The organism is Isoptericola halotolerans, assembly GCF_045689585.1.
Classification (GTDB): Bacteria; Actinomycetota; Actinomycetes; order Actinomycetales; family Cellulomonadaceae; genus Isoptericola; species Isoptericola halotolerans_B.
The window spans coordinates 3587871-3610217 of record NZ_CP140108.1 but is presented as its reverse complement, the minus strand read 5'-3'; the positions used below and the strand labels follow the sequence as shown (position 1 = coordinate 3610217).

Below are 22347 nucleotides of genomic sequence, written 5' to 3'. Positions count from 1 at the left end.
CCCTCGTCTGGGAGACTGGGGGACCGTGACTGACCTTCTCTGGCTCTGGATCGTCCTCGGTGTCCTCCTGCTCGCGGCCGCCGGCTCCGCGCTCGTCGTCCCCCGGCTGCGTCGCCGTGACCGGGACCGAGCTCCCGAGGGGGGCGCCACCACCCTCGCACCGGAACGGGACCGCGCCGACGTCCCGGAGACGGCGACCGTCGACACCGCCCCACCGCCCGCGGCCCCGGTCCTCGAGACGCCGGCACCGGTGGCCGGCCGGATGGTCCGGCTGCGTGACCGGCTGGCCCGCTCGGGATCCCCGCTCGGTGCCCGGCTGCTCTCCGTCCTGTCGCGGGACCACCTGACCGAGGACGACTGGGACGAGCTGGAGGAGACCCTCCTGCTGGCGGACATCGGTGCCGGGCCGGCCGGTGAGCTGCTGGAGGCCCTGCGCACCCGCGTGCGGGTCGAGGGCGCACGTGAGCCCGGGGCCGTGCGTGAGCTGCTGCGCTCGGAGCTTCTCAACGTCGTCGACCCGACGGCGGACCGCACCCTGGCGACGACGCCGCAGCAGGTCGACGGCGTGGCCCGGCCCGCCGTCGTGCTCGTCGTCGGGGTCAACGGCACGGGCAAGACGACCACGGTGGGCAAGCTGGCCCGCGTGCTCGTGGCCGAGGGCCGCAGCGTCGTGCTGGGCGCCGCCGACACCTTCCGCGCCGCGGCGGCCGAGCAGCTCACCACCTGGGGTGCACGCGTCGGGGTCGAGACGGTGCGCGCGGACCGCGAGGGCGCCGATCCGGCCGCCGTCGCCTACGACGCGGTGGACACCGGCGCCCGGGACGGCGTCGACGTCGTCCTGGTCGACACCGCGGGCCGCTTGCAGAACAAGGCGGGGCTCATGGACGAGCTCGGCAAGATCACCCGCGTCATCACCCGGGAGGCCCCGCTCGGCGAGGTCCTGCTCGTGCTGGACGCCACGACCGGGCAGAACGGGATGCAGCAGGCCAAGGTCTTCGGTGAGGTGGCCGGCGTCACCGGGATCGTGCTGACCAAGCTGGACGGCACCGCCAAGGGCGGCATCGTCGTGGCGGTGCAGCGCGAGCTCGGGGTGCCCGTCAAGCTCGTCGGCCTCGGCGAGGGGCCGGACGACCTGGCCCCGTTCGACCCGGAGCAGTTCGTCGACGGCCTGCTCGGCTGACCCGCCGGCCCGGTCCGGCGTGCCGCTCGCGAGCGCACTCCCGTCAGGTCACGGGAATGTCACGGCGGCCCGGATTCGTCTCGTCATCTGGACGGAAACCCGATGTTTACGCGGGTGAGAGGTCTGTCACACGGACGTAACACCACTTCCCTCGGGATGAAACGCCGCGCCGCCACGGTGGTCCTCGACCGGCCACACGGGCTGGCGAGGGGAGTAAGACAATGGAGCTGGATACCGGGGCAACCGCGTGGATGCTGACGTCAGCGTCTCTCGTGCTCCTGATGACGCCGGGACTGGCGTTGTTCTACGGGGGCATGGTCCGCGGCAAGTCCGTCCTGAACATGATGATGATGTCGTTCGGCGCGATCGCCGTCACGGCCGTGGTCTACGTCCTGTGGGGCTGGTCGATGTCCTACGGCAGCGACATCGGCGGCGGGATCGTCGGCAACCCGTTCGAGCAGTTCGCGCTGCAGGGGGCGATCTACGACGACGCCGGTGCCTTCCTCATCGACGACTACGGTGTCCCGGGCATCGTCGGCGTCGGCTTCCAGGCGACGTTCGCGATCATCACCGTCGCCCTCATCTCGGGTGCCATCGCCGACCGCGTGAAGTTCGGCACCTGGATGGTCTTCGTCGCCCTGTGGGTCACCTTCGCCTACTTCCCGATGGCGCACATGGTCTGGGGTGGCGGCCTGCTCTCCGGTGACGGCCCGTTCGCGTCCATCGCGGCGCCGATCGACTTCGCCGGCGGCACCGTGGTCCACATCAACGCCGGGGCGGCGGCCCTCGTGCTGGCGCTCGTCGTCGGCAAGCGCAAGGGCTTCGGCACCGAGCCGATGCGCCCGCACAACCTGACGCTCGTCATGCTCGGCGCGGCCCTGCTGTGGTTCGGCTGGTTCGGCTTCAACGGTGGCTCGGCCTTCACCGCCGACGGGTTCGCGGGTCTCGCGTGGGTCAACACCACCACCGCGACCGCGGCCGCCGTCCTCGGCTGGCTGGTCGTCGAGAAGTTCCGCGACGGCTCCGCGACCTCGCTGGGTGCGGCCTCGGGTGTCGTGGCCGGTCTGGTCGCCATCACGCCGGCCGCCGGGTCGGTCAGCCCGCTCGGCTCGATCGCGATCGGTGTGGTCGCCGGTGGTCTGAGCGCCCTCGCCGTGGGCCTGAAGTACAAGCTCGGCTACGACGACTCGCTCGACGTCGTCGGCGTCCACCTGGTCTCCGGCCTGTGGGGCACCCTCGCGATCGGCTTCCTCGCCACGGAGACGGGCCTGTTCTACGGTGGCGGCATCAACCAGCTCGCCGTGCAGGCGATCATCGCGGTGGTCGCCATCGTGTTCTCGGCAGTCGTCACCTACGTCCTGGCGATCATCCTCAAGCCCACGATGGGCTGGCGCGTCTCCGAGGAGGTCGAGGTCAACGGCATCGACCTCGCCGTCCACGGCGAGTCCGCGTACGAGGGGATCCAGCAGGGTTCCGTCATCAAGGAGGTCCGCGCATGAAGCTCGTCACCGGAGTCATCCAGCCCCACCGTCTCGACGACGTGAAGTCGGCCCTGGAGGCCGCCGGCGTCCGGGGGATGACCGTCAGCGAGGCCAGCGGCTACGGCCGGCAGAAGGGCCACACCGAGGTCTACCGCGGTGCGGAGTACACCGTGGACCTGGTCCCCAAGGTCCGCATCGAGATCCTCATCGCCGACGAGGACGCCCCTGCCATCGTCGACGTCGTGGTGGGTGCTGCCCAGACCGGCAAGATCGGTGACGGCAAGGTCTGGACGGTCCCGGTCGACGACGTCGCCCGCGTCCGGACCGGCGAGCACGGCGACGCCGCGCTCTGACGCGATGACCGACCACCCGACCACGGGCGGCGGTCCCGCGGAGCAGGCCCCGCACCCCGGCACCGGGGTGCGGGGCCCTGTCGTGGGACTGCGCGACGAGCTGCTCGCCGTGGCCACCGACCTCAGCGGCCCGCGGCGCTCCGGCGTCGCCCGTCGCGCCACCCTCCAGCAGGTCGTCACCGACCGGCTCGCCGCCCTCTACGCCGAGGCGACCGCCGGCGTCGACCCCGCGGGGCTGGCGCTGGCTGCCGTCGGTTCGCTGGGCCGGGGCGAGCTCGGCCCCCTGTCGGACCTCGATCTGGTGCTCGTGCACGACGGCCGCTCCCACAAGCCCGCGGAGCTGGCCGAGGTGGCGGAGCGTCTCTGGTACCCGCTGTGGGACTCCGGGGTCGACATCGACCACGCCGTCCGGTCGCTCACCCAGACACGTCAGCTCGCCGGGCGCGACCTGCCGGCTGCCGTCGGCTGGCTCGACGTGCGCCCGGTGGCGGGGGACGCCGTCGTCGTGCACCGTGCCGCCTCGGGGATCCTCACCGACTGGCGGTCGGCGTCGCGTCGCCGGCTGCCCGAGCTGCTGTCCAGCGTGCGGGAGCGGGCGGAGCGGTCCGGCGAGCTCGCCTACCTCATCGAGCCGGACCTCAAGGAGGCCCGGGGCGGCATCCGCGACGCCGTCGTGCTGTCCGCTCTCGCCGCGACCTGGCTGACCGACCGGCCGCACGGCCGGGTGGACACGGCCTACGCGCACCTGCTCGACGTGCGCGACGCGCTCCAGGTCGTCACCCGGCGTCGCTCGACCCGCCTGCTCCTCGCGGACCTGGACGAGGTGGCGGACCTCACCGGCTACCCGGATCCCGACGAGCTGCTGGCGAGCCTGGCCGCGGCCGGACGAGAGATCTCCTTCGCCCTCGACTCCACGGTGCGCCGGGCACGTCAGGCGCTGCAGCGCCCCGCGGTGCGCCGGCCCGTGCTCGTCCGAGGTCGGCGTCAGCCGCCGCGGCTGCGGTCGGTCGGCGAGGGGCTCGTGGAGCACGACGGCGAGCTCGTCCTGGGCGTCACGGCCCGGCCGGCGGAGGACCCGCTGCTGTCGCTGCGGGCCGCGGCCACGGCCGCCCGCACCGGCCTCGCGCTCTCGCCCGTGACCGTCCACTCCCTGGCCGAGTGCCCGCCGCTGCCCGAGCCCTGGCCGCGGTCCGCCCGGGGCCACCTGCTGACGCTCCTGGGTTCCGGCCCGGCGCAGGTGCACGTGTGGGAGGCCCTCGACCTGGCCGGAGCCGTCACGACGTGGATCCCCGAGTGGGCCGACGTCCGGAACAAGCCGCAACGGGCCGCCGTGCACCGGCACACCGTGGACCGGCACCTCGTCGAGACCGCCGCGCTGGCCACGGCGGTGCGCAAGCACCGGCTCGCCCGCGGCGTGGCCGCCGAGCACCTGCCCGCCGACCTGCTGCTGGTCACCGCGATCCTGCACGACATCGGCAAGCGCCGCCGCGCCGAGAGCTCCGACCACTCGGTGGAGGGAGCGCGCATCGTCCCCGGGATCGTGCGACGCATGGGGTTCGACGAGACGTTCGTCGCCGACGTCACGACGCTGGTGCGGCAGCACCTCACCCTGGCCCAGCTCGCCACGTCCGCGGACCCCGACGACCCCGGCACGGTGCAGCGGCTGCTCAAGGTGCTCGACCACCGCCCGGACCTGCTGGAGGTGCTGCGGGCGCTGACCGAGAGCGACTCCGCGTCCCTGGGCCCGGCGGGGTGGACGGGATGGCGGGCCAGCCTCGTCGACCGGCTGACGCGCAACGCTCGCGCCGAGCTCGGCGGGGCGAGCGGGTCGCCCGGGTGAGCCGGGGCGTCAGGGGCGACCGGAGGGGGCCGGTAGGCTAGGGGACCGCACGTCATCCACCCCGCGAAGAGGACCACCTGGTGTTCAACTCCCTGTCGGACCGGCTCACCGCGACCTTCAAGAACCTGCGCGGCCGGGGACGCCTCTCCGAGGCCGACATCGACGCGACCGTGCGCGAGATCCGTCGCGCGCTGCTCGACGCGGACGTCGCGGTCCCCGTCGTGCGCCACTTCACGGCGGCCGTGCGCGAGCGCGCGCTCGGCGCCGAGGTCTCGGGAGCGCTCAACCCGGCCCAGCAGATCGTCAAGATCGTCAACGACGAGCTGGTGACGATCCTCGGGGGGCAGACGCGCGCGCTCCAGCTCGCGAAGAACCCGCCGACCGTCATCATGCTCGCCGGCCTCCAGGGCGCGGGCAAGACGACCCTGGCGGGCAAGCTCGCCCTGGCCCTGCGCGAGCAGGGGCACACGCCCCTGCTCGTCGCGGCGGACCTGCAGCGACCGAACGCGGTCACCCAGCTGTCGGTGGTGGCCCAGCGTGCCGGGGTGCCGGTCTACGCGCCGCACCCCGGCAACACCTCCGACCAGGACACGGCCGACGACGCGCTCGTGGGCGACCCGGTCGGGGTCGCGCGCGACGGTGTCGCCGAGGCGCGCACCAAGCAGCACGACGTCGTGATCGTCGACACCGCGGGCCGTCTCGGTGTCGACCAGGTCCTCATGCAGCAGGCCGCGGACATCCGGGCCGCGATCACCCCCGACGAGGTCCTGTTCGTCATCGACGCGATGATCGGCCAGGACGCCGTCAACACCGCGCAGGCCTTCGCCGAGGGTGTCGACTTCACCGGTGTCGTGCTGTCGAAGCTCGACGGCGACGCCCGTGGTGGTGCCGCTCTCTCGGTCGCGCAGGTCACCGGCCGCCCGATCATGTTCGCCTCCACCGGTGAGAAGCTCACCGACTTCGAGGTCTTCCACCCGGACCGGATGGCCTCGCGCATCCTCGACATGGGCGACGTGCTGACGCTCATCGAGCAGGCCGAGAAGGCGTTCGACGCCGAAGAGGCCGAGAAGATGGCGGCGAAGGTCGCCGGCGGCGAGGACTTCACCCTCAGCGACTTCCTGGTGCAGATGCAGCAGATGAAGAAGCTCGGCTCGATGAAGAAGATGCTCGGCATGATGCCGGGCATGGCGCAGATGCGCGACCAGCTCGAGAACTTCGACGAGCGTGAGGTCGACCGGGTCCAGGCGCTCATCCAGTCCATGACCCCGGCCGAGCGGGAGAACCCGAAGATCATCAACGGCTCGCGGCGGGCACGGATCGCCCGCGGCGCGGGCCAGACCACCGCCGCCGTCAACGGGTTGCTCGACCGGTTCTCCCAGGCCCAGAAGATGATGCGCCAGATGTCCCAGGGCGGGGGCGGCGTGCCGGGGATGCCCGGAGGGATGCCCGGCATGCCGGGCATGCCGGGCGGCGGCAAGAAGTCGCGCGGCAAGCAGCAGCCGAAGAAGAAGGTCAAGGGCAAGTCCGGGAACCCGGCCAAGCGGGCCCAGCAGGAGCGCGAGGCCATGCAGCGGGCGCTGGGCGGCGGAGCGAAGAAGTCGGCGCCCGCCGGCTCGGCGTTCGGGATGGACGCCGCCGGCGACGAACAGCCGACCGCGGCCGACCTCGACAACCTCGAGCTGCCCGGCAACCTCGGCAAGCTGCTCGGCGGCGGTCGCTGACGCCCCGGTAGGCTGCCGTCATGTCGGTGCCTCACGTCCCCCTGCACGTCACGGGTCACATCCTGCTCGACGGGGACCGCGAGGTCGGCGAGATGTGGGTGCGCGACGGGCGCCTGAGCCTGTTGCGGCCGACGCCCCAGGGCAGTGCCGCCACGGAGGTCGACGGCTGGGTGCTGCCCGGGCTGGTGGACGTCCACTGCCACGTCGGTCTCGACGCCGGGGGCGCGGTCGACGAGGCCGCCGCGACCAAGCAGGCGCTCGCGGACCGCGACACCGGGGTCCTGCTGATCCGGGACGCGGGCTCCCCGCTGGACACCTCGTGGGTGGCCCAGCGGACCGAGCTGCCCAGACTGGTGCGGTCCGGGGCCCACCTGGCCCGCCCCAAGCGATACCTGCGCCACTACGGTCTCGAGCTCGACGACGTGGGCGACCTGCCGCGCGTCGTCGCCGAGCAGGCGCGGGCCGGGGACGGCTGGGTCAAGCTGGTCGGGGACTGGATCGACCGGGACCTGGGAGCCGACGGCGACCTGCGGCCGCTCTGGCCCGTCGACGTGCTCACCGAGGCGGTCGAGGCCGCCCACGCCGAGGCCGCCCGCGTCACGGTGCACGCCTTCTCCACCGAGGTGATCGAGGACCTGCTCACCGCCGGGGTCGACGGTATCGAGCACGGGACGGGCATCACCGCGGACTTGATGCCGGAGATCGCCCAGCGGGGCATCCGCGTCACCCCGACGCTGCTCCAGGTGAACCAGTTCGAGGCCATCGCGCAGCAGGCCGACGGCAGGTACCCGGTGTACGCGGCGCGCATGCGACGCATGCACGAGCGTCGCCACGAGCAGGTGCGGGCCATGTACGGCGCCGGCATCCCGCTCCTGGTGGGGACGGACGCCGGTGGCACGATCGATCACGGCAGGATCGCCGACGAGTGCTCCGAGCTCGTGGCGGCCGGGCTCCCGGACGCCGAGGTGGTGGCGATGGCGACCTGGCGGGCACGCGCCTACCTCGGCCACGGCGCGATGGTCGAGGGTTCCAGCGCCGACTTCGTCGTCTACCCGTCCGACCCGCGCGAGGACGTCGAGGTCCTGCGGCACCCGACCGCCGTCGTCCTGCGCGGACGCGTGGTCGCGCCCTGACGGCTGTGACGCGGTCGGGTGTTGGGGCACCGGCGCGCGTCTGGCACAATAGCGGGGTACTCGGCATGCCCAGGCCCCTCTCACCTGCGCAGGCCCAGTCCTGACCCGCCCACCCGCAGGACCCCACCCGCAGGTGTCCCGGGTCGCACCCACAGAACCAGGAGAGTCCACACCAGTGGCCGTCAAGATTCGTCTGAAGCGCCTCGGCAAGATCCGGGCACCGTATTACCGCGTCGTCGTCGCTGACTCGCGCACCAAGCGCGACGGTCGGGTGATCGAGGAGATCGGCAAGTACCACCCCACCGAGGAGCCGTCGCTCATCGAGATCAGCTCGGAGCGCGCCCAGTACTGGCTCGGCGTCGGCGCCCAGCCGACCGAGCAGGTCGCCGCCCTGCTGAAGGTCACGGGCGACTGGCAGAAGTTCAAGGGTCTGCCGGGTGCCGAGGGCACGCTGCGGACCAAGCAGGCCGCGGGCGACAGCTCCGCCGCCATCGAGGCCGTCCACGCCGAGGCCGAGAAGGCCAAGGCGAAGGCTGCCGAGAAGAAGTCCGCCGAGAAGGCCGACGAGGCTGAGGCCGAGGCCTGATGCTCGCGGACGCTCTCGAGCACCTGGTGCGGGGCATCGTGGACAACCCGGACGACGTCCGGGTCACGGCACGCACCCAGCGGCGCGGTGACCTGCTGGAGGTCCGGGTGCACCCCGAGGACCTCGGGCGGGTGATCGGCCGTGGTGGCCGCACGGCCAAGGCGCTGCGCACCGTCGTCGGCTCGCTGGCCACCGACGGTCCGGTGCGGGTCGACGTCGTGGACGTCGACCGCCGCTGACACCGAGAGCGACGAGCAGCACCGACGAGGCCCGGTCCCGCCACGGGACCGGGCCTCGTCGCGCTCACCGGGCGATGGTCGGCCGGACGCCGGGGCGACGGGCCCCAGGAACGAGGAGGAGACATGGAGCTCGTGGTGGCTCGCATCGGCAAGGCCCACGGACTGCGGGGAGAGGTCGCCCTCGACGTCCGCACGGACGTGCCCGAGGAGCGGTTCACCGTCGGTGCGGAGCTCAGGACCGTGCCGGCCGACGCCGGACCCCTGACCGTCACCGCGACGCGCGTCCACCAGGGCCGCTGGCTCGTCGCGTTCGCCGAGTCGCCGGACCGCACGACGGCGGAGGGCCTGCGGGGCGTCGAGCTGGTCGTCGAGGCCGGCGACTCGCAGGACGAGGACGCCTGGTACCCCCACGAGCTGGCGGGCCTGCGCGCGGAGCTCGCCGACGGCACGGTCGTCGGTGAGGTCGTCGGGCTCGAGCATCTTCCCGCGCACGACGTCCTCGTGCTGCGCGAGACCGGCGGCGAGCGGACTCTCGTGCCGTTCGTGCACGCGATCGTGCCGGAGGTCGACGTGCCCGGTGGGCGGGTCCGGCTCAGCCCTCCAGGAGGACTGCTGGCGCGCGACGCCGACGCCGCCGTCGTCGACCGGCCCGAGGACGAGGCCTGACGTGCGCATCGACGTCGTCACGATCTTCCCGGACTACCTCGCCGCGCTCGACCTGTCGCTCGTCGGCAAGGCCCGCCGTGCCGGTCTGGTCGACCTGCGCGTCCACGACCTGCGGGACTGGACGCTCGACCGTCACCGCACCGTCGACGACACCCCGTTCGGCGGCGGAGCGGGCATGGTCATGCGTCCCGACGTGTGGGGCCGTGCCCTGGACGACCTCCTGCCGGAGCCGTCGGGGCCGGACGACACCGTCGGCCCGGGTCCCGCGGCCGTCGCGGCCGGTGCGCACCTGGTCGTCCCGACGCCCTCGGGCGAGGTGTTCACGCAGCGCCGCGCCGAGGAGCTCGCGACCGAGGACAGGATGGTGCTCGCCTGCGGCCGCTACGAGGGCATCGACGCCCGGGTCGTGGAGCGGTACCGTGCGGCCGGTCACCGGGTGAGCGAGCTCTCCATCGGCGACTACGTGCTCAACGGCGGAGAGGTCGCCGCCCTGGTCATGGTCGAGGCCGTGGCGAGGCTGCTGCCCGGCGTCGTCGGCAACCCGCAGTCGTTGGTGGAGGAGTCGCACGGGGCGGCCGGGCTCCTGGAGTACCCCGTCTACACCAAGCCGCCGCGGTGGGGCGACGCGGAGGTGCCCGAGGTGCTGCTGTCGGGGCACCACGCACGGATCGACCGGTGGCGGCGCGACCGTGCCCTCGAGCGGACCGCCGCCCGACGTCCGGACATGATCGCCGCGCTGGATCCCGAGACGCTCGACGCCCACGACCTCGAGGTGCTCGCCGGTCTCGGCTGGCGGGCGACGCGTGACCCTCGCCACCCCGCGGACTCTCGGTACGCTGCGCGCTGGGAGCATGTGGCAGAATAGCGGGTCGGTGTGCCGCAGCCCGGACTCTGCCACAGGGGAGACCGTCGGGCCGAGGACGGTGCACCACCTCTACACGACTTCGGCCCGCCGCGTGCGGGCCCCAGAGCTTGCTCTGACCTGTGGCAGGGTGGGGAGACAACCATGAAGACGCTCGACTTCGTCGACGCGGCAGCGATGCGCGACGACATCCCGGACTTCCGCGCCGGCGACACCGTGAAGGTCAACGTGAAGGTCGTCGAGGGCAGCCGCTCGCGCGTCCAGGCCTTCCAGGGCGTGGTCATCGCCCGGCGCAACAGCGGCGTGGGCTCGACGTTCACCGTCCGCAAGGTCAGCTTCGGCGTCGGCGTGGAGCGCACCTTCCCGGTGCACGCCCCGACCGTGGACTCTGTCGAGGTCGTCACCCGTGGTGACGTCCGCCGTGCCAAGCTCTACTACCTGCGCGCCCTGCGCGGCAAGAAGGCGAAGATCCGCGAGAAGCGCGAGACCCCGGCCAAGTGAGCCGTGCCGGACGGTCCCTCCAGCGGGGGGCCGCCGGCTCCGACGGGCGGTCCCTCCTGCGGGAGGGGCCGCCCGTCGGCGTTTCGCGGGGTCCCGGTGCGTCTGGCAGGGTGAGGACGTGGCAGACTCCGACCCTGTGACATCCGCAGAGCGCCGCCCTGACCCCGAGGGCACCCCGGACCCCGAGACCGTCGAGGGTCCGTCGGCCGACGCCCCACGGTCCGCAGGAGCGCCTGCGCACGCCGCAGGCCCGCGGGCCCGGTCGGGTGGCGGTCTCGGTCTGCTGCGCGAGACGGCGATCATCGTGGTCAGCGCGCTGGTGCTGTCGTGGCTCATCAAGACGTTCCTCGTCCAGGCCTTCTACATCCCGAGCGCGTCGATGGAGGAGACCCTCCAGGTCGGCGACCGGGTGATGGTGTCCCGGCTCGTGCCGGACGCCCTCGACGTGCACCGCGGCGACATCGTGGTCTTCAAGGACCCCGGCGGCTGGCTGCCGCCCACCGAGGTGCCGGACGACGGCCCGGTGGGCAACGCCCTGCGGGATGCCGCCACCTTCGTGGGGCTGCTTCCCCAGGACACCGGCGAGCACCTCATCAAGCGGGTCGTCGGGACACCGGGGGACACGGTCGTGTGCTGCGACGCCGAAGGCCGAGTCAGCGTCAACGGGGTCGCGATCGACGAGACCGACTACATCGCGCCGGGGTCGCAGCCCAGCGAGAAGGAGTTCGAGGAGGTCGTCCCCGACGACATGCTCTTCGTCATGGGCGACAACCGCCAGAACTCGCGGGACTCGCGGTACAACACCGGCAACCCGGGCGGCGGCTTCGTGCCGATGGACAACGTCGTGGGTTCCGCCTTCGTGATCGTGTGGCCGTTCGGGGACGCGCGCGTGCTGCGCAACCCGGGCGACGTCTTCGCCGAGGTGCCGGAGCCGTGACCGGACGCAGTGCCCGGCGCAGCCCCACCCTGCGTTCCGAACGCTCCCTGCTGGGCGACGGTGCGTCGCTCGTGGGTGGCATGGACGAGGTCGGGCGGGGCGCGCTCGCCGGACCGGTCAGCGTGGGTCTCGTCGTCGTCGACGCGAGCACCCGCACCGCCCCGCGCGGGTTGACCGACTCCAAGCTGCTCTCGCCGGCGGCCCGCGAGAGCATGGTCGACCCGCTGCGACGCTGGGCCGTCGCGTGGGCGGTGGGGCACGCAGGGCCGGCAGAGATCGACGCGCACGGCATCGTGGCGGCGCTGCGGCTGGCGGGTCGGCGCGCGCTGGCGCAGGTGCGCCGGTCCGCCGGGGACGTCGACGTGGTGCTGCTGGACGGCTCGCACGACTGGCTCAGCCGTCCGGCCGCCGACCTGTTCGAGGCCACGGACCTCGACCCGAGCCGGACCCTGGACGCACCAGAGCCGGGCGTACGGACGCTCGTCAAGGCCGACCTGCAGTGCTCGTCCGTCGCGGCGGCCAGCGTGCTCGCCAAGGTCGAGCGCGACGGGTTGCTGCGACGGCTCGCCGCCCAGTACCCGGCCTTCGCCTGGGAGCAGAACAAGGGCTACTCCGCGCCGGCCCACCTCGAGGCGCTCCGGCGGCACGGACCGACGCCGCAGCACCGCCGTTCGTGGAACCTGCGGGTGCTGGACGAGTCCCCCCCTCGGACGACGGCGGACGGCGGTGCCGTGCCGGGTGGCGGTGCGGCGGAGCCGACCCTGCCCACCCTGGCCGAGGTGAGCGTCGGCTCGGGTGTGCCGTTGCGCTCCCGGGTGGGATGATGTCCGCGTGAGTGCCGAGGACCTCGAGAACTACGAGAACGACATGGAGCTCGCGCTGTACCGCGAGTACCGCGACGTCGTCGGGCTCTTCTCCTACGTGGTGGAGACCGAACGACGCTTCTACCTGGCGAACCAGGTCGACCTGCAGGTGCGGTCGGCCGCGGGCGAGGTCTACTTCGAGCTGCGGCTGGCCGACGCCTGGGTGTGGGACGTGTACCGGTCCGCGCGGTTCGTGAAGTCGGTGCGGGTGGTGACGTTCAAGGACGTCAACGTCGAGGAGCTCGCCAAGGCGGACATCGCGTTGTAGGGGTCGCGGTGCGCCGCCGCAGGATCGCGCGGCCTCGAACCTGTCCACAGGCCATGGACGTCCACGGGTCGGCCACCGGCCGTGGACCGGGCGCCGCGGCGGCCCACAGTCTGGGCGCGGAGGTGGTTCCGTGCAGGCCAAGGACGCCGTCGGGCGATACGGAGAACGGGTGGCGACGCGCTACCTGAGCGATCGCGGGTACGAGGTGCTCGACCGCAACTGGCGAGGGACGCGCGGCGAGCTGGACCTCGTGGCCCGCCGGGGCGGCACGCTCGTGGTCGTCGAGGTCAAGACTCGGCGGGGAGAGGCGTTCGGCCATCCGGCCGAGGCGGTGACCCGCGCCAAGCTGGCACGGATCAGGCGGCTGACCGGCGAGTGGTTGCACACCCATGCCGTGCCACGGCGCGAGGTTCGCATCGACGTCGTCGCGGTCGTCGTGCCACGCTCCGGCGCGGCCCGGGTGGAGCACCTGGAGGGGGTCGTCTGATGGGGCTGGGAACGACGGCCGCGGTCGCGCTCAGCGGGATGGAGGGCCACGTCGTCGAGGTCCAGGCCCAGCTCGCGGCGTCGGTGCCAGGGTTCACGCTGGTGGGCCTGCCGGACGCCGCCCTGGCGGAGTCGCGCGACCGTGTCCGGGCCGCGGTGCTCTCGAGCGGGGTGGCCTGGCCGCAGCGCAAGATCACCGTGAACCTGTCGCCCGCCTCCTTGCGGAAGTCGGGCACGGGATTCGACCTGGCGGTGGCGGTCGCCGTGCTGGCCGGTGCTGGGGTGGTGCCGCACCAGGGTCTCGACCGGGTGGTGCACCTTGCCGAGCTCGGGCTGGACGGCCGCCTCCAGCCGGTCCGCGGGGTGCTCCCTGCCGTCGCTTCGGCCGTCGCCGGCGGGTGCACCGACGTCGTGGTCTCGGCCGCCGACGCGGCCGAGGCCCGCCTCGTCCCCGGCGCCACCGTGCACGAGGCGACCCACCTCGGCGACGTCGTGCGTCTCCACGGGGGCGAGCTGAAGGGCGGCGGCGCCGTCGTGGCGGTGCCGCGCACGACGACGGTGGTCGCTCGGCGGCCGGTGGGTGACCTGCTGGACGTCGTCGGGCAGAGCGAGGCCCGCATGGCGTTGGAGGTGGCCGCCGCGGGCGGCCACCACCTGCTGATGATCGGCCCTCCGGGAGCGGGCAAGACGATGCTCGCGGCGCGGTTGCCGGGCATCCTGCCCGACCTCACGGAGGCCGAGGCCGTGGAGGTGACGGGCGTGCACTCGGTCGCCGGGACGTTCGACCCCGGGGGAGGGCTGCTGCGGCGGCCGCCGTTCGAGGACCCGCACCACACCGCCACCCCGAGCGCGATCGTGGGCGGTGGTACCGGCCTCGCGCGGCCAGGCGCCGTGTCCCGGGCGCACCGTGGGGTCCTCTTCCTGGACGAGGCGCCGGAGTTCGCCCCCCGGGTGCTGCAGACGTTGCGCCAGCCCCTGGAGGCCGGCGAGCTCGTCCTGCACCGCACCGGCGGGGCGACCCGCTACCCGGCCCGGTTCCAGCTCGTGCTCGCCGCGAACCCGTGCCCGTGCGGGATGGCGAGCACGAACGCCGGGCTGGAGTGCACGTGCACCCCGGTGGCCCGCCGGCGCTACGTGGGCCGCCTGTCCGGCCCGCTGCTGGACCGGGTGGACCTGCAGGTCCACCTGGCCGGGCTGACCCGGGCCGAACGGGTGCTCGGGGGCAAGGGCGAGTCGAGCGCAGCCGTGGCCGAGCGCGTGCGCCGGGCGCGGGCCGCGGCCCGGGAGCGGTGGGCCGGGACCCGCTGGAGCACCAACGTCGAGCTGCCCGGACCGTGGCTGCGTGAACGCCTGCGCGGCCAGCCGGGTGTGCTGGCGCAGGTCGAGCGGCAGATCGACGCGGGCGACCTGTCGATGCGCGGGGCCGACCGGCTGCTGCGGGTCGCGTGGACCGTGGCGGACCTCGACGGGCGAGAGGTCCCGACGACGACCGACGTGGACGCCGCCATGCTCTTCCGGACGGGGGAACGTCGTGGTTGACGGACTCTTCGACGTCGACCCGCCGCGCCGACCCGTCCGCCTCCGCTTCGACGTCGACGACCCCCGGCTGGCGGCCGCGGCGTGGAGCCGGCTGGCGGAGCCGGGGGACACGGTGGCCGGCGCCCTGGTGGCGCACCTGGGTGCTCCTGGTGCCCTCGCCTGGCTCGTGGAGGCCGCCTCGGAACCCGCTCGGGCGATGCGCGGCGAGGAGCTCGGGCGTCTCCAGGCCGTCGTCCGGCAGAGCACGCTGCGGCGGCTCGCCGACGCCGTGGGGCGCTGGTCGCAGCGGTTGGCGAGCCTCGACCCGCGGCGGGAGCTGCGCGTGCTGGACCGCTGCGGCGGGGTGCTGCTGACGCCCTCGGACGCCCGGTGGCCGGTCGCCCTGACCGACCTGGGCGCGGCCGCGCCGTTCGCCCTGTGGGTGCGAGGAGACCCGGAGCCCGCGCTCACGTCGACGCGATCGGTGGCGCTCGTCGGAGCCCGTGCCTCGACCTCGTACGGCGAGCGGGTCGCCGAGGAGCTCGCGTCCGGGCTCGTCGATCGCGGCTTCGTCGTGGTGTCCGGAGGGGCCTACGGGATCGACGCGGCCGCGCACCGCGGTGCGCTGGCGGCCGGGGGCGTGACGACCGCCGTGCTCGCCGGCGGGGTCGACCGGTTCTACCCGCAGGGCAACGACGCCCTGCTGCGCCGCGTCATCGACCGGGGCAGCGCGGTGGTCAGCGAGGTACCGCCGGGCTCGGCACCGTTCCGTCAGCGCTTCCTGTCCCGCAACCGCCTGATCGCGGCGACCACCGGTGCCACGGTGGTGGTCGAGGCCGCCCGACGCTCGGGCGCCCTGTCCACGGCGCGGCGTGCCGCCGAGCTCCTGCGGCCGGTCGGTGCGGTCCCCGGGCCGGTGACCTCGATGGCCTCCGCGGGCTGCCACGGGCTGCTCCGTGACGGCGCGGCGGTGTGCGTCGCCGATGCGGGCGAGATCGCCGAGCTGGCGGGCGAGATCGGCCCCGATGCGGTGCCCGCGCGGTCCGATGCCGACGCGGGAGACTTCGACCCGCGCAGTGGCCTCGGCCCGGACGAGCTGCTGGTGCTGGACGCGTTGCCGGCGCGCGCCGCAGCGACGGTCGACGCGCTGGCGAGGACCGCAGGGCTGCCGCCCCGGCAGGTCGTGGGAGTGCTCGGTGGGCTGGAGCGGCGCCGGCTCGCCCGTCGTGACGGCGCCCGGTGGCGGGGCGCACCGGGCTGAGCCGAGCAGCGAAACGCCGCGTCACCTGCGCAGTCGTCCTCTCGTGACGCGGCAGACTGAGGGAGATGACCAGCCCGGACGTCCCGCCGCTCCCCGCCGCGCTCGCCGACGCGGTGGACGGCTTCACGCGGTACCTGGCCGCACGGCGTGGCCACTCGGCGCACACCCGGCGTGCCTACCGCGCCGACGCCACCGGGCTGTTGCGGCACGCGGTGCGCCACGGGACGACCGATCTCGCGGGCGTCGACCTGGGAGTGCTGCGAGCCTGGCTCGGGACGCAGGCGGACCGAGGGCTGTCACGGGCGACGCTCGCGCGCCGGAGCGCCGCCGCGCGGGCCTTCCTGCGGTGGGCGCACCGTGAGGGGCTGATCGGCTCCGACCCCTCCGTCCGGCTCGCCAGCCCACGCGTCCCGCGATCGTTGCCGACCGTGCTCACGGCGGAGGCTGCGGGCCGGTTGCTCGACACCGCGCGGCAGCAGGCCGACGAGTCGGACCCGCCGCGACGTCCCGGCGCGCTGCGGGTCTGGGCCGCCGCCGAGCTGCTGTACGGCTCGGGCGTGCGCGTGGGCGAGCTCGTCGCCTGCGACGTGCGGGACGTGGACGCCCGGGAACGGCTCCTCCGCGTGCTCGGCAAGGGCGGCAAGGAGCGGGTCGTGCCGTTCGGGGTTCCCGCGGCCCGTGCCGTGGAGCTGTGGCTCGCCGAGGGGAGGCCGGAGCTGGACCGGGCCGACTCCCCGGCAGCGCTGTTGCTGGGCGACCGCGGCGGGCGGTGGGGGCAGCGTCAGGCGCGTGAGTCCGTGCACCGGTTGGCGGCGGGAGCCGGGGTCGACGACGTGGCCCCGCACGCGCTGCGGCACTCGGCGGCCACCCACCTGCTGGCGGGCGGGTCCGACCTGCGCTCGGTGCAGGAGGTCCTGGGGCACGCGGACCTGGGCACGACCCAGCGGTACACCCACGTGGACGCCGAACGGCTGCAGAAGGTCTTCCGGCAGGCGTTCCCGCGGGCCTGAGGGCGAGACCGCCCGGCCGCCCCGGTCCTGCTGGTCCGGTCGTGCTGGTCCCGTCGGTCATCCCGCAGACTGCGGCAGCAGCACCACGGGCACCGCGCGACCGAGCAGGACGAGGGGGTCCAGGTACGCCTCGCCGCGGCGGACACCCCAGTGGAGGCAGGCGGTCGCGACGCAGTGGTGCGTCACGGTGTCGTCGGTCGTCACCCCTACCACGTCGCCACGCGCCACCCGGTCGCCGACCGTCCTCCAGGCCTCGACCGGTTCGAGGGTCGAACGGAGGCTGCCGTGGGACACGACGACGACCGGCTTCCCCCCGACCGGACCGGCGAAGGTCACCGTCCCGGCGGCCGGGGCCGTGACCGGCGTGCCCGGCGGCGCGGTGAGATCGACACCTCGGTGCCCGGGCAACCAGGGCTGGGCCGGCGGGTCGAACGCTCGCACGACCGCGCCGCCGACGGGGGCGTGCCAGGACGCGTCCCGGGAGACGTCGAGTGCGCGGCCCGCGCCGGCTCCCGTGAGGACCAGGGCCGTCGTGACGAGGAGGGTGCTCACGGCCGTCGCGAGGGCCGGGCCGACCGGACGCCGCGGCGTGCGGGGGCTGGGGTGCGAGAGCATCGCCCCACCGTGGCAGCGGTCACCGGGCACGACGCCGCGCGTCGGCCGGGCCGTGGACGGCGAGGCGCGGTGGACGACCACCGAGGCGTCCGTCGCCGCGCCGACGACCGACGCTCGACCGCCGAGACGACCGCCTCGACCGCTGACGACCGCCGGCGATCGAGGCTGGTGCTCGGTGGCCGCACCGCGGCCCCCCGTCGGGTAGACTCACCTCTGCGACCACCCCTGTCTGCCCGGACCTGTCACCTGCTGGTGCCCGGCCAGGCGTCGGGCGTGGTCGACATCGCGCGTCACGGACGCGCCCTCGCGAGCCTGACCGGTGGTCGAGGGTGCGGTCGAACCGGCAGCGGTCCGTACGCCCCTGCGGGGTGACGGTGCCGGCTCGGCGTGACGTCAGGGGTGCCGGGTCAGATGCCCGTCGCCGACAACCGAAGCACTGCGACCGCCCGCCCCGCGCGCGGTCGCCTGATGCGCGCGGACGCCGGGAGGATCCCGTGCCCGCGCGGCGAAAGGACCAGTCATGGCCGTCGTGACCATGCGCCAGCTCCTCGAGAGCGGTGTCCACTTCGGGCACCAGACCCGCCGTTGGAACCCGAAGATGAAGCGGTTCATCTTCACCGAGCGCAACGGCATCTACATCGTCGACCTGCAGCAGTCGCTGTCGTACATCGACCGCGCCTACGAGTTCGTCAAGGAGACCGTCGCCCACGGCGGCACCATCCTGTTCGTCGGCACGAAGAAGCAGGCGCAGGAGCCGGTCGCCGAGCAGGCCGCCCGCGTCGGCATGCCGTACGTCAACCACCGCTGGCTCGGTGGCATGCTCACCAACTTCACCACCGTGCACAAGCGTCTCCAGCGCCTCAAGGAGCTCGAGGAGATCGACTTCGCCGACGTCGCCTCCTCGTCCCTGACGAAGAAGGAGCTGCTCGTCCTGCGCCGCGAGAAGGACAAGCTCGCCCGCACGCTCGGTGGCATCCGCGACATGGCCAAGACGCCGTCGGCCGTGTGGATCGTGGACACCAACAAGGAGCACCTCGCCGTCGACGAGGCCCGCAAGCTGGGCATCCCCATCGTGGCGATCCTCGACACGAACTGCGACCCCGACATGGTCGACTACGCCATCCCGGGCAACGACGACGCGATCCGCTCCGTCACGCTGCTCACCCGCGTGGTCGCCGACGCCGCCGCCGAGGGTCTGATGCAGCGCGCCTCCGGCAAGAAGGGCGACGCCCCCGCGGCCGAGGCCGAGCCGCTGGCCGAGTGGGAGCGCGAGCTCCTCGCCGGCGCCGAGGCCGAGGCGGAGAAGGCCGAGGACGCCGTGGAGGCTGCCGAGCAGGCTCCGGACGCCGCTGCGACCGAGGGCGCCTCCGGTGCCGAGGACGCCGTCGCGCCGGGCGCCGACGCGGCCCCGGCCGCCGAGGCCACCGCCGTGGCCGAGCCCGAGGCCGAGGCCAAGACCGAGAAGTCCGAGTGATCGGCGGCGGGCCGGGCGCTCGACGCCCGGCCCGCCGGTCCACCACACCGACACCAGCACGGAGGACATCCCCCCATGGCGAACTACACCGCCGCTGACATCAAGGCCCTGCGCGAGCGCACCGGTGCCGGCATGCTCGACGTCAAGAAGGCGCTCGACGAGGCCGACGGCAACACCGACAAGGCCGTCGAGATCATCCGCAAGAAGGGCCTCGCCCGCGCGGCCAAGCGTGAGGGCAACGCGACCTCCGAGGGCCTCGTCGCCGTGAAGGTCGCCGACGGCGACGCCGGCCAGACCGCCACGATGATCGAGCTCAACTCCGAGACGGACTTCGTCGCCAAGAACGACCAGTTCATCGCGCTGGCCGACGCCGTGCTCGAGGCCGCCGCCGCGGCCGGGGCGGCCGACCTCGACGCCGCGCTCGCCGCGCCTGCCGAGGGCGGGACGGTCGCCGACCTCGTCGCCGCCCAGGGCGCGACCATGGGCGAGAAGATCGTCCTGCGCCGCGTCGCGCGTGCCGAGGGCCCGAAGGTGACGGCGTACCTCCACAAGACCGCCAAGGACCTGCCGCCGTCGATCGGTGTCCTCGTGGTCACCGACGAGGCCGCCGAGCCCGTCGCGAAGGACGTCGCCCAGCACGTCGCCGCCATCGCGCCGAAGTTCCTGACGCGCGACGACGTCCCGGCCGACACGGTCGCCAAGGAGCGCGAGATCGCGCTCGAGACCTCGAAGAACGAGGGCAAGCCCGAGGCGGCGCTGCCCAAGATCGTCGAGGGCCGGCTGAACGGCTTCTTCAAGGAGGTCGTCCTGCTGGACCAGCCGCTCGCGAAGGACCCGAAGACGACGGTCGCCAAGCACGTCGCCGCCACCGGTGGCGAGCTGCAGGGCTTCGTCCGCTTCCGCGTCGGCAACTGACGCGCCCTCGGCCCGGCCGTACCTCCGTGGTGCGGCCGGGCCGTCGCATGCTCGCTCACGGTCCCGTGCGAGACGGCCGGGAGAGCGGGCGGGTGCATCCGGTGCCAGGATGCGCGAGGAGACCGGACCCGGGCGGACGCCCGGGCCATGCAGAGAGACGGACGGTGGCATGACCCAGATCGACCAGAACCAGCGTGTCCAGACCGAGGTCCCGCTCAAGGAGTCCGGTACCCGGCGGGTGCTGCTCAAGCTGTCGGGGGAGACCTTCGGCGGGGGGAACGTCGGACTGGAGACCGGTGTCGTGCGTCGCGTCGCCCAGGAGATCGGCGACGCCGTCCGCCAGGGTGTCCAGGTGGCGATCGTCGTCGGCGGCGGCAACTTCTTCCGCGGTGCGGAGCTCTCGCGTGCCGGCCTGGACCGGGCGCGGGCCGACTACATGGGGATGCTGGGCACGGTCATGAACTGCCTGGCGCTGCAGGACTTCCTCGAGCAGGACGGCGTCAAGACCCGCGTGCAGACCGCCATCACGATGGGTCAGGTCGCCGAGCCGTACATCCCCCTGCGTGCGATCCGTCACCTGGAGAAGGGCCGCGTGGTCATCTTCGGCGCGGGCGCCGGCATGCCGTACTTCTCGACCGACACCGTCTCCGTGCAGCGTGCGCTCGAGACCCACTGCGACGAGGTGCTAATGGGCAAGAACGGTGTGGACGGGGTCTACACCGCCGACCCGCGTACCGACCCCGGCGCGGAGCGGCTCGAGCACCTCACCTACACCGACGCCCTGGTGCGTGGGCTGAACGTCATGGACGCCACCGCCCTGTCGCTGTGCCGGGACAACGACGTGCGGATGCGCGTCTTCGGGCTCGAGGAGACCGGTAACGTGACCCGTGCACTGCTCGGCGACCAGATCGGGACCTCGGTCACGACCCGCTGAGACGTCCTGACGAAGCCACACCACACGAACAAGGAGCACCGGGTGATCGACGACACCCTCCTCGAGGCCGAGGAGAAGATGGACACGGCGATCGAGTTCGCCAAGGAGCAGTTCGCCGGCATCCGCACGGGCCGGGCGAACGCCGGGATGTTCTCCTCGATCGAGGTGGACTACTACGGGGCGCCCACGCCGCTGCAGCAGCTCGCCTCCTTCAACATCCCGGACGCACGCACCGTGCTGATCTCTCCGTTCGACAAGGGGTCGATGGCGGCGATCGAGAAGGCGCTGCGCGAGTCGGACCTCGGGGTCAACCCCTCGAACGACGGCAACGCGATCCGCATCATCATGCCGACGCTGACCGAGGAGCGCCGCCGCGACTACGTGAAGCTCGCCAAGACCAAGGCGGAGGACGCCCGGATCTCGGTGCGCGGCGTGCGGCGCAAGGCCAAGGAGCAGATCGATCGGCTCGTCAAGGACGGCGACGTCGGTGAGGACGAGGGCGCCCGGGCCGAGAAGGAGCTCGAGTCGTTGACGAAGAAGCACGTCGACCTCGTGGACCAGCTCCTCGCCGGCAAGGAGAGCGAGCTGCTCGAGGTCTGATGTCACCCGTCGACGCGCAGCGCGGTCCGTCCCGCGCCGGGCGCAACCTCCCGGCGGCCGTCGCGGTCGGTGTCGGTCTGCTCGTGGCCCTGGGGGCGTCGCTGTGGTTCCGGCCGGAACCGTTCGTCGCGTTCGTCGTCGTGGCGCAGAGCGCCGCCCTGTGGGAGCTGCGGACGGCGTTCGCGCGGCGCGACATCGTCATCCCGCTGACGCCGCTGCTGGTCGGCGGTGCGGGGATGGCGGTGTCGGCCTACGCCGCGGGCGCGGAGGCGCTGCTGGTGGCCTTCGTGCTGACGGTGGGTGCCGTCGTCGTCTGGCGGGTCCTGGACGGTTCGGGGCCGCGGGCGCTGCGCGACGCCGCCGCAGGGGTGTTCGCGGCGACCTACCTGCCGTTCCTGGCGGGTTTCGTGCTCCTCATCCTCGACGAGCCCGACGGCGAGCTGCGCGTGGTGCTGTTCGTGCTGCTGGCCGTGGCGAACGACGTCGGCGGATACGTCGCGGGTGTGCTCTTCGGCCGCCACCCGCTGGCCCCGTCGGTGAGTCCGAAGAAGAGCTGGGAGGGCCTCGGCGGGTCGGTCGTGCTCGCCGTCGTCGTGGGCGTCGCGGGTGCCCTGTTCGTCCTGGACGCCCCGTGGTGGGTCGGTGCGGGCCTCGGCGTGCTCACCGCGGTGACGGCGACCGCCGGCGACCTGGCCGAGTCCCTCATCAAGCGGGACCTAGACTTGAAGGACATGGGTTCGCTGCTCCCGGGCCACGGGGGCGTGCTGGACCGACTCGACTCGCTCGTCGTCACCGCGCCGTTCGTCTATCTCGTCCTGCAGGCGACCGTCTGAGCCCCGAAGGAACCGTCATGGCCACATCCCCTGCCCGCACCGCGACCGCGCTCGGCGTCCCCGCCGTCCGG

At 73.5% G+C, this 22347-nt stretch carries 24 protein-coding genes; 23 read left to right on the top strand and 1 reads right to left on the bottom strand.

Annotation, left to right across the window (positions count from 1 at the left end):
* Positions 1-25: 25 nt before the first annotated feature.
* The 18 genes from ftsY (at position 26) to UQW22_RS16910 (ending at position 16905) form a co-directional block, all read left to right on the top strand.
* Positions 26-1180, top strand: coding sequence for a signal recognition particle-docking protein FtsY (ftsY, locus tag UQW22_RS16995; protein ID WP_407318329.1), 1155 nt, complete (start codon positions 26-28; stop codon positions 1178-1180).
* Positions 1181-1401: 221 nt separating this feature from the next.
* Entirely contained in the window at positions 1402-2679 is a 1278-nt protein-coding gene (locus tag UQW22_RS16990; RefSeq protein WP_407318328.1) for an ammonium transporter, read from the top strand.
* The gene (locus UQW22_RS16985) at positions 2676-3014 is read left to right on the top strand and encodes a P-II family nitrogen regulator (protein ID WP_407318326.1); all 339 of its coding nucleotides are present in this window, start codon (positions 2676-2678) and stop codon (positions 3012-3014) included. The genes UQW22_RS16990 and UQW22_RS16985 overlap by 4 nt, the downstream gene beginning before the upstream one ends.
* Positions 3015-3018: 4 nt before the next feature.
* A complete protein-coding gene (locus UQW22_RS16980; protein ID WP_407318325.1) occupies positions 3019-4854 on the top strand; it encodes an HD domain-containing protein in 1836 nt (611 codons plus the stop codon).
* An 80-nt stretch (positions 4855-4934) separates the two neighbouring features.
* Complete coding sequence (gene ffh / locus UQW22_RS16975) at positions 4935-6575, top strand: signal recognition particle protein (protein ID WP_407318323.1); 1641 nt, start codon at positions 4935-4937, stop codon at positions 6573-6575.
* A 20-nt stretch (positions 6576-6595) separates the two neighbouring features.
* On the top strand, positions 6596-7708 hold the full coding sequence (locus UQW22_RS16970) for an amidohydrolase family protein (RefSeq protein WP_407318322.1): 1113 nt from the start codon (positions 6596-6598) through the stop codon (positions 7706-7708).
* Between the two features lie 175 nt (positions 7709-7883).
* The gene (gene rpsP, locus UQW22_RS16965; RefSeq protein ID WP_407318321.1) at positions 7884-8294 is read left to right on the top strand and encodes a 30S ribosomal protein S16; all 411 of its coding nucleotides are present in this window, start codon (positions 7884-7886) and stop codon (positions 8292-8294) included.
* Positions 8294-8533 (top strand): RNA-binding protein, encoded by a 240-nt coding sequence (locus tag UQW22_RS16960; RefSeq protein ID WP_407318320.1) that lies wholly within the window; start codon positions 8294-8296, stop codon positions 8531-8533. Before rpsP ends, UQW22_RS16960 begins: the two co-directional genes overlap by 1 nt.
* Positions 8534-8656: 123 nt before the next feature.
* On the top strand, positions 8657-9199 hold the full coding sequence (gene rimM / locus UQW22_RS16955; RefSeq protein WP_407318319.1) for a ribosome maturation factor RimM: 543 nt from the start codon (positions 8657-8659) through the stop codon (positions 9197-9199).
* Between the two features lies 1 nt (position 9200).
* Positions 9201-10064, top strand: coding sequence for a tRNA (guanosine(37)-N1)-methyltransferase TrmD (gene trmD / locus UQW22_RS16950; RefSeq protein ID WP_407318318.1), 864 nt, complete (start codon positions 9201-9203; stop codon positions 10062-10064).
* Between the two features lie 141 nt (positions 10065-10205).
* Entirely contained in the window at positions 10206-10562 is a 357-nt protein-coding gene (gene rplS, locus UQW22_RS16945; protein ID WP_407318317.1) for a 50S ribosomal protein L19, read from the top strand.
* Positions 10563-10698: 136 nt separating this feature from the next.
* A complete protein-coding gene (gene lepB, locus UQW22_RS16940) occupies positions 10699-11499 on the top strand; it encodes a signal peptidase I (RefSeq protein ID WP_407318316.1) in 801 nt (266 codons plus the stop codon).
* Entirely contained in the window at positions 11496-12323 is an 828-nt protein-coding gene (locus UQW22_RS16935; RefSeq protein ID WP_407318315.1) for a ribonuclease HII, read from the top strand. The genes lepB and UQW22_RS16935 overlap by 4 nt, the downstream gene beginning before the upstream one ends.
* A 7-nt stretch (positions 12324-12330) precedes the next feature.
* Positions 12331-12630: a DUF2469 domain-containing protein gene (locus UQW22_RS16930; RefSeq protein ID WP_106268126.1), complete on the top strand. Its 300-nt coding sequence runs from the start codon at positions 12331-12333 to the stop codon at positions 12628-12630.
* A gap of 130 nt (positions 12631-12760) precedes the next feature.
* The gene (locus UQW22_RS16925; protein WP_407318313.1) at positions 12761-13117 is read left to right on the top strand and encodes a YraN family protein; all 357 of its coding nucleotides are present in this window, start codon (positions 12761-12763) and stop codon (positions 13115-13117) included.
* A complete protein-coding gene (locus tag UQW22_RS16920; protein ID WP_407318312.1) occupies positions 13117-14655 on the top strand; it encodes a YifB family Mg chelatase-like AAA ATPase in 1539 nt (512 codons plus the stop codon). Before UQW22_RS16925 ends, UQW22_RS16920 begins: the two co-directional genes overlap by 1 nt.
* Positions 14648-15895 (top strand): DNA-processing protein DprA, encoded by a 1248-nt coding sequence (dprA, locus tag UQW22_RS16915; RefSeq protein ID WP_407318311.1) that lies wholly within the window; start codon positions 14648-14650, stop codon positions 15893-15895. The genes UQW22_RS16920 and dprA overlap by 8 nt, the downstream gene beginning before the upstream one ends.
* A 65-nt stretch (positions 15896-15960) precedes the next feature.
* Positions 15961-16905 (top strand): tyrosine recombinase XerC, encoded by a 945-nt coding sequence (locus UQW22_RS16910; protein WP_407318310.1) that lies wholly within the window; start codon positions 15961-15963, stop codon positions 16903-16905.
* 57 nt (positions 16906-16962) lie between these two features.
* Here the strand turns inward: UQW22_RS16910 and UQW22_RS16905 are convergent, their stop codons facing one another.
* Positions 16963-17601, bottom strand: a complete 639-nt coding sequence (locus UQW22_RS16905; RefSeq protein WP_407318309.1) for a peptidoglycan DD-metalloendopeptidase family protein — start codon at positions 17599-17601, stop codon at positions 16963-16965.
* 439 nt (positions 17602-18040) lie between these two features.
* Between UQW22_RS16905 and rpsB the strand changes: the two genes are divergently transcribed.
* The 5 genes from rpsB (at position 18041) to UQW22_RS16880 (ending at position 22276) form a co-directional block, all read left to right on the top strand.
* Positions 18041-18994: a 30S ribosomal protein S2 gene (gene rpsB, locus UQW22_RS16900; RefSeq protein WP_407318308.1), complete on the top strand. Its 954-nt coding sequence runs from the start codon at positions 18041-18043 to the stop codon at positions 18992-18994.
* A gap of 75 nt (positions 18995-19069) precedes the next feature.
* Positions 19070-19909 (top strand): translation elongation factor Ts, encoded by an 840-nt coding sequence (gene tsf, locus UQW22_RS16895; protein ID WP_407318307.1) that lies wholly within the window; start codon positions 19070-19072, stop codon positions 19907-19909.
* A 169-nt stretch (positions 19910-20078) separates the two neighbouring features.
* Positions 20079-20843 (top strand): UMP kinase, encoded by a 765-nt coding sequence (gene pyrH, locus UQW22_RS16890; protein WP_407318306.1) that lies wholly within the window; start codon positions 20079-20081, stop codon positions 20841-20843.
* A gap of 42 nt (positions 20844-20885) precedes the next feature.
* Positions 20886-21443: a ribosome recycling factor gene (frr, locus tag UQW22_RS16885; RefSeq protein WP_407318305.1), complete on the top strand. Its 558-nt coding sequence runs from the start codon at positions 20886-20888 to the stop codon at positions 21441-21443.
* The gene (locus UQW22_RS16880; protein WP_407318304.1) at positions 21443-22276 is read left to right on the top strand and encodes a phosphatidate cytidylyltransferase; all 834 of its coding nucleotides are present in this window, start codon (positions 21443-21445) and stop codon (positions 22274-22276) included. Before frr ends, UQW22_RS16880 begins: the two co-directional genes overlap by 1 nt.
* Positions 22277-22347: the final 71 nt, after the last annotated feature.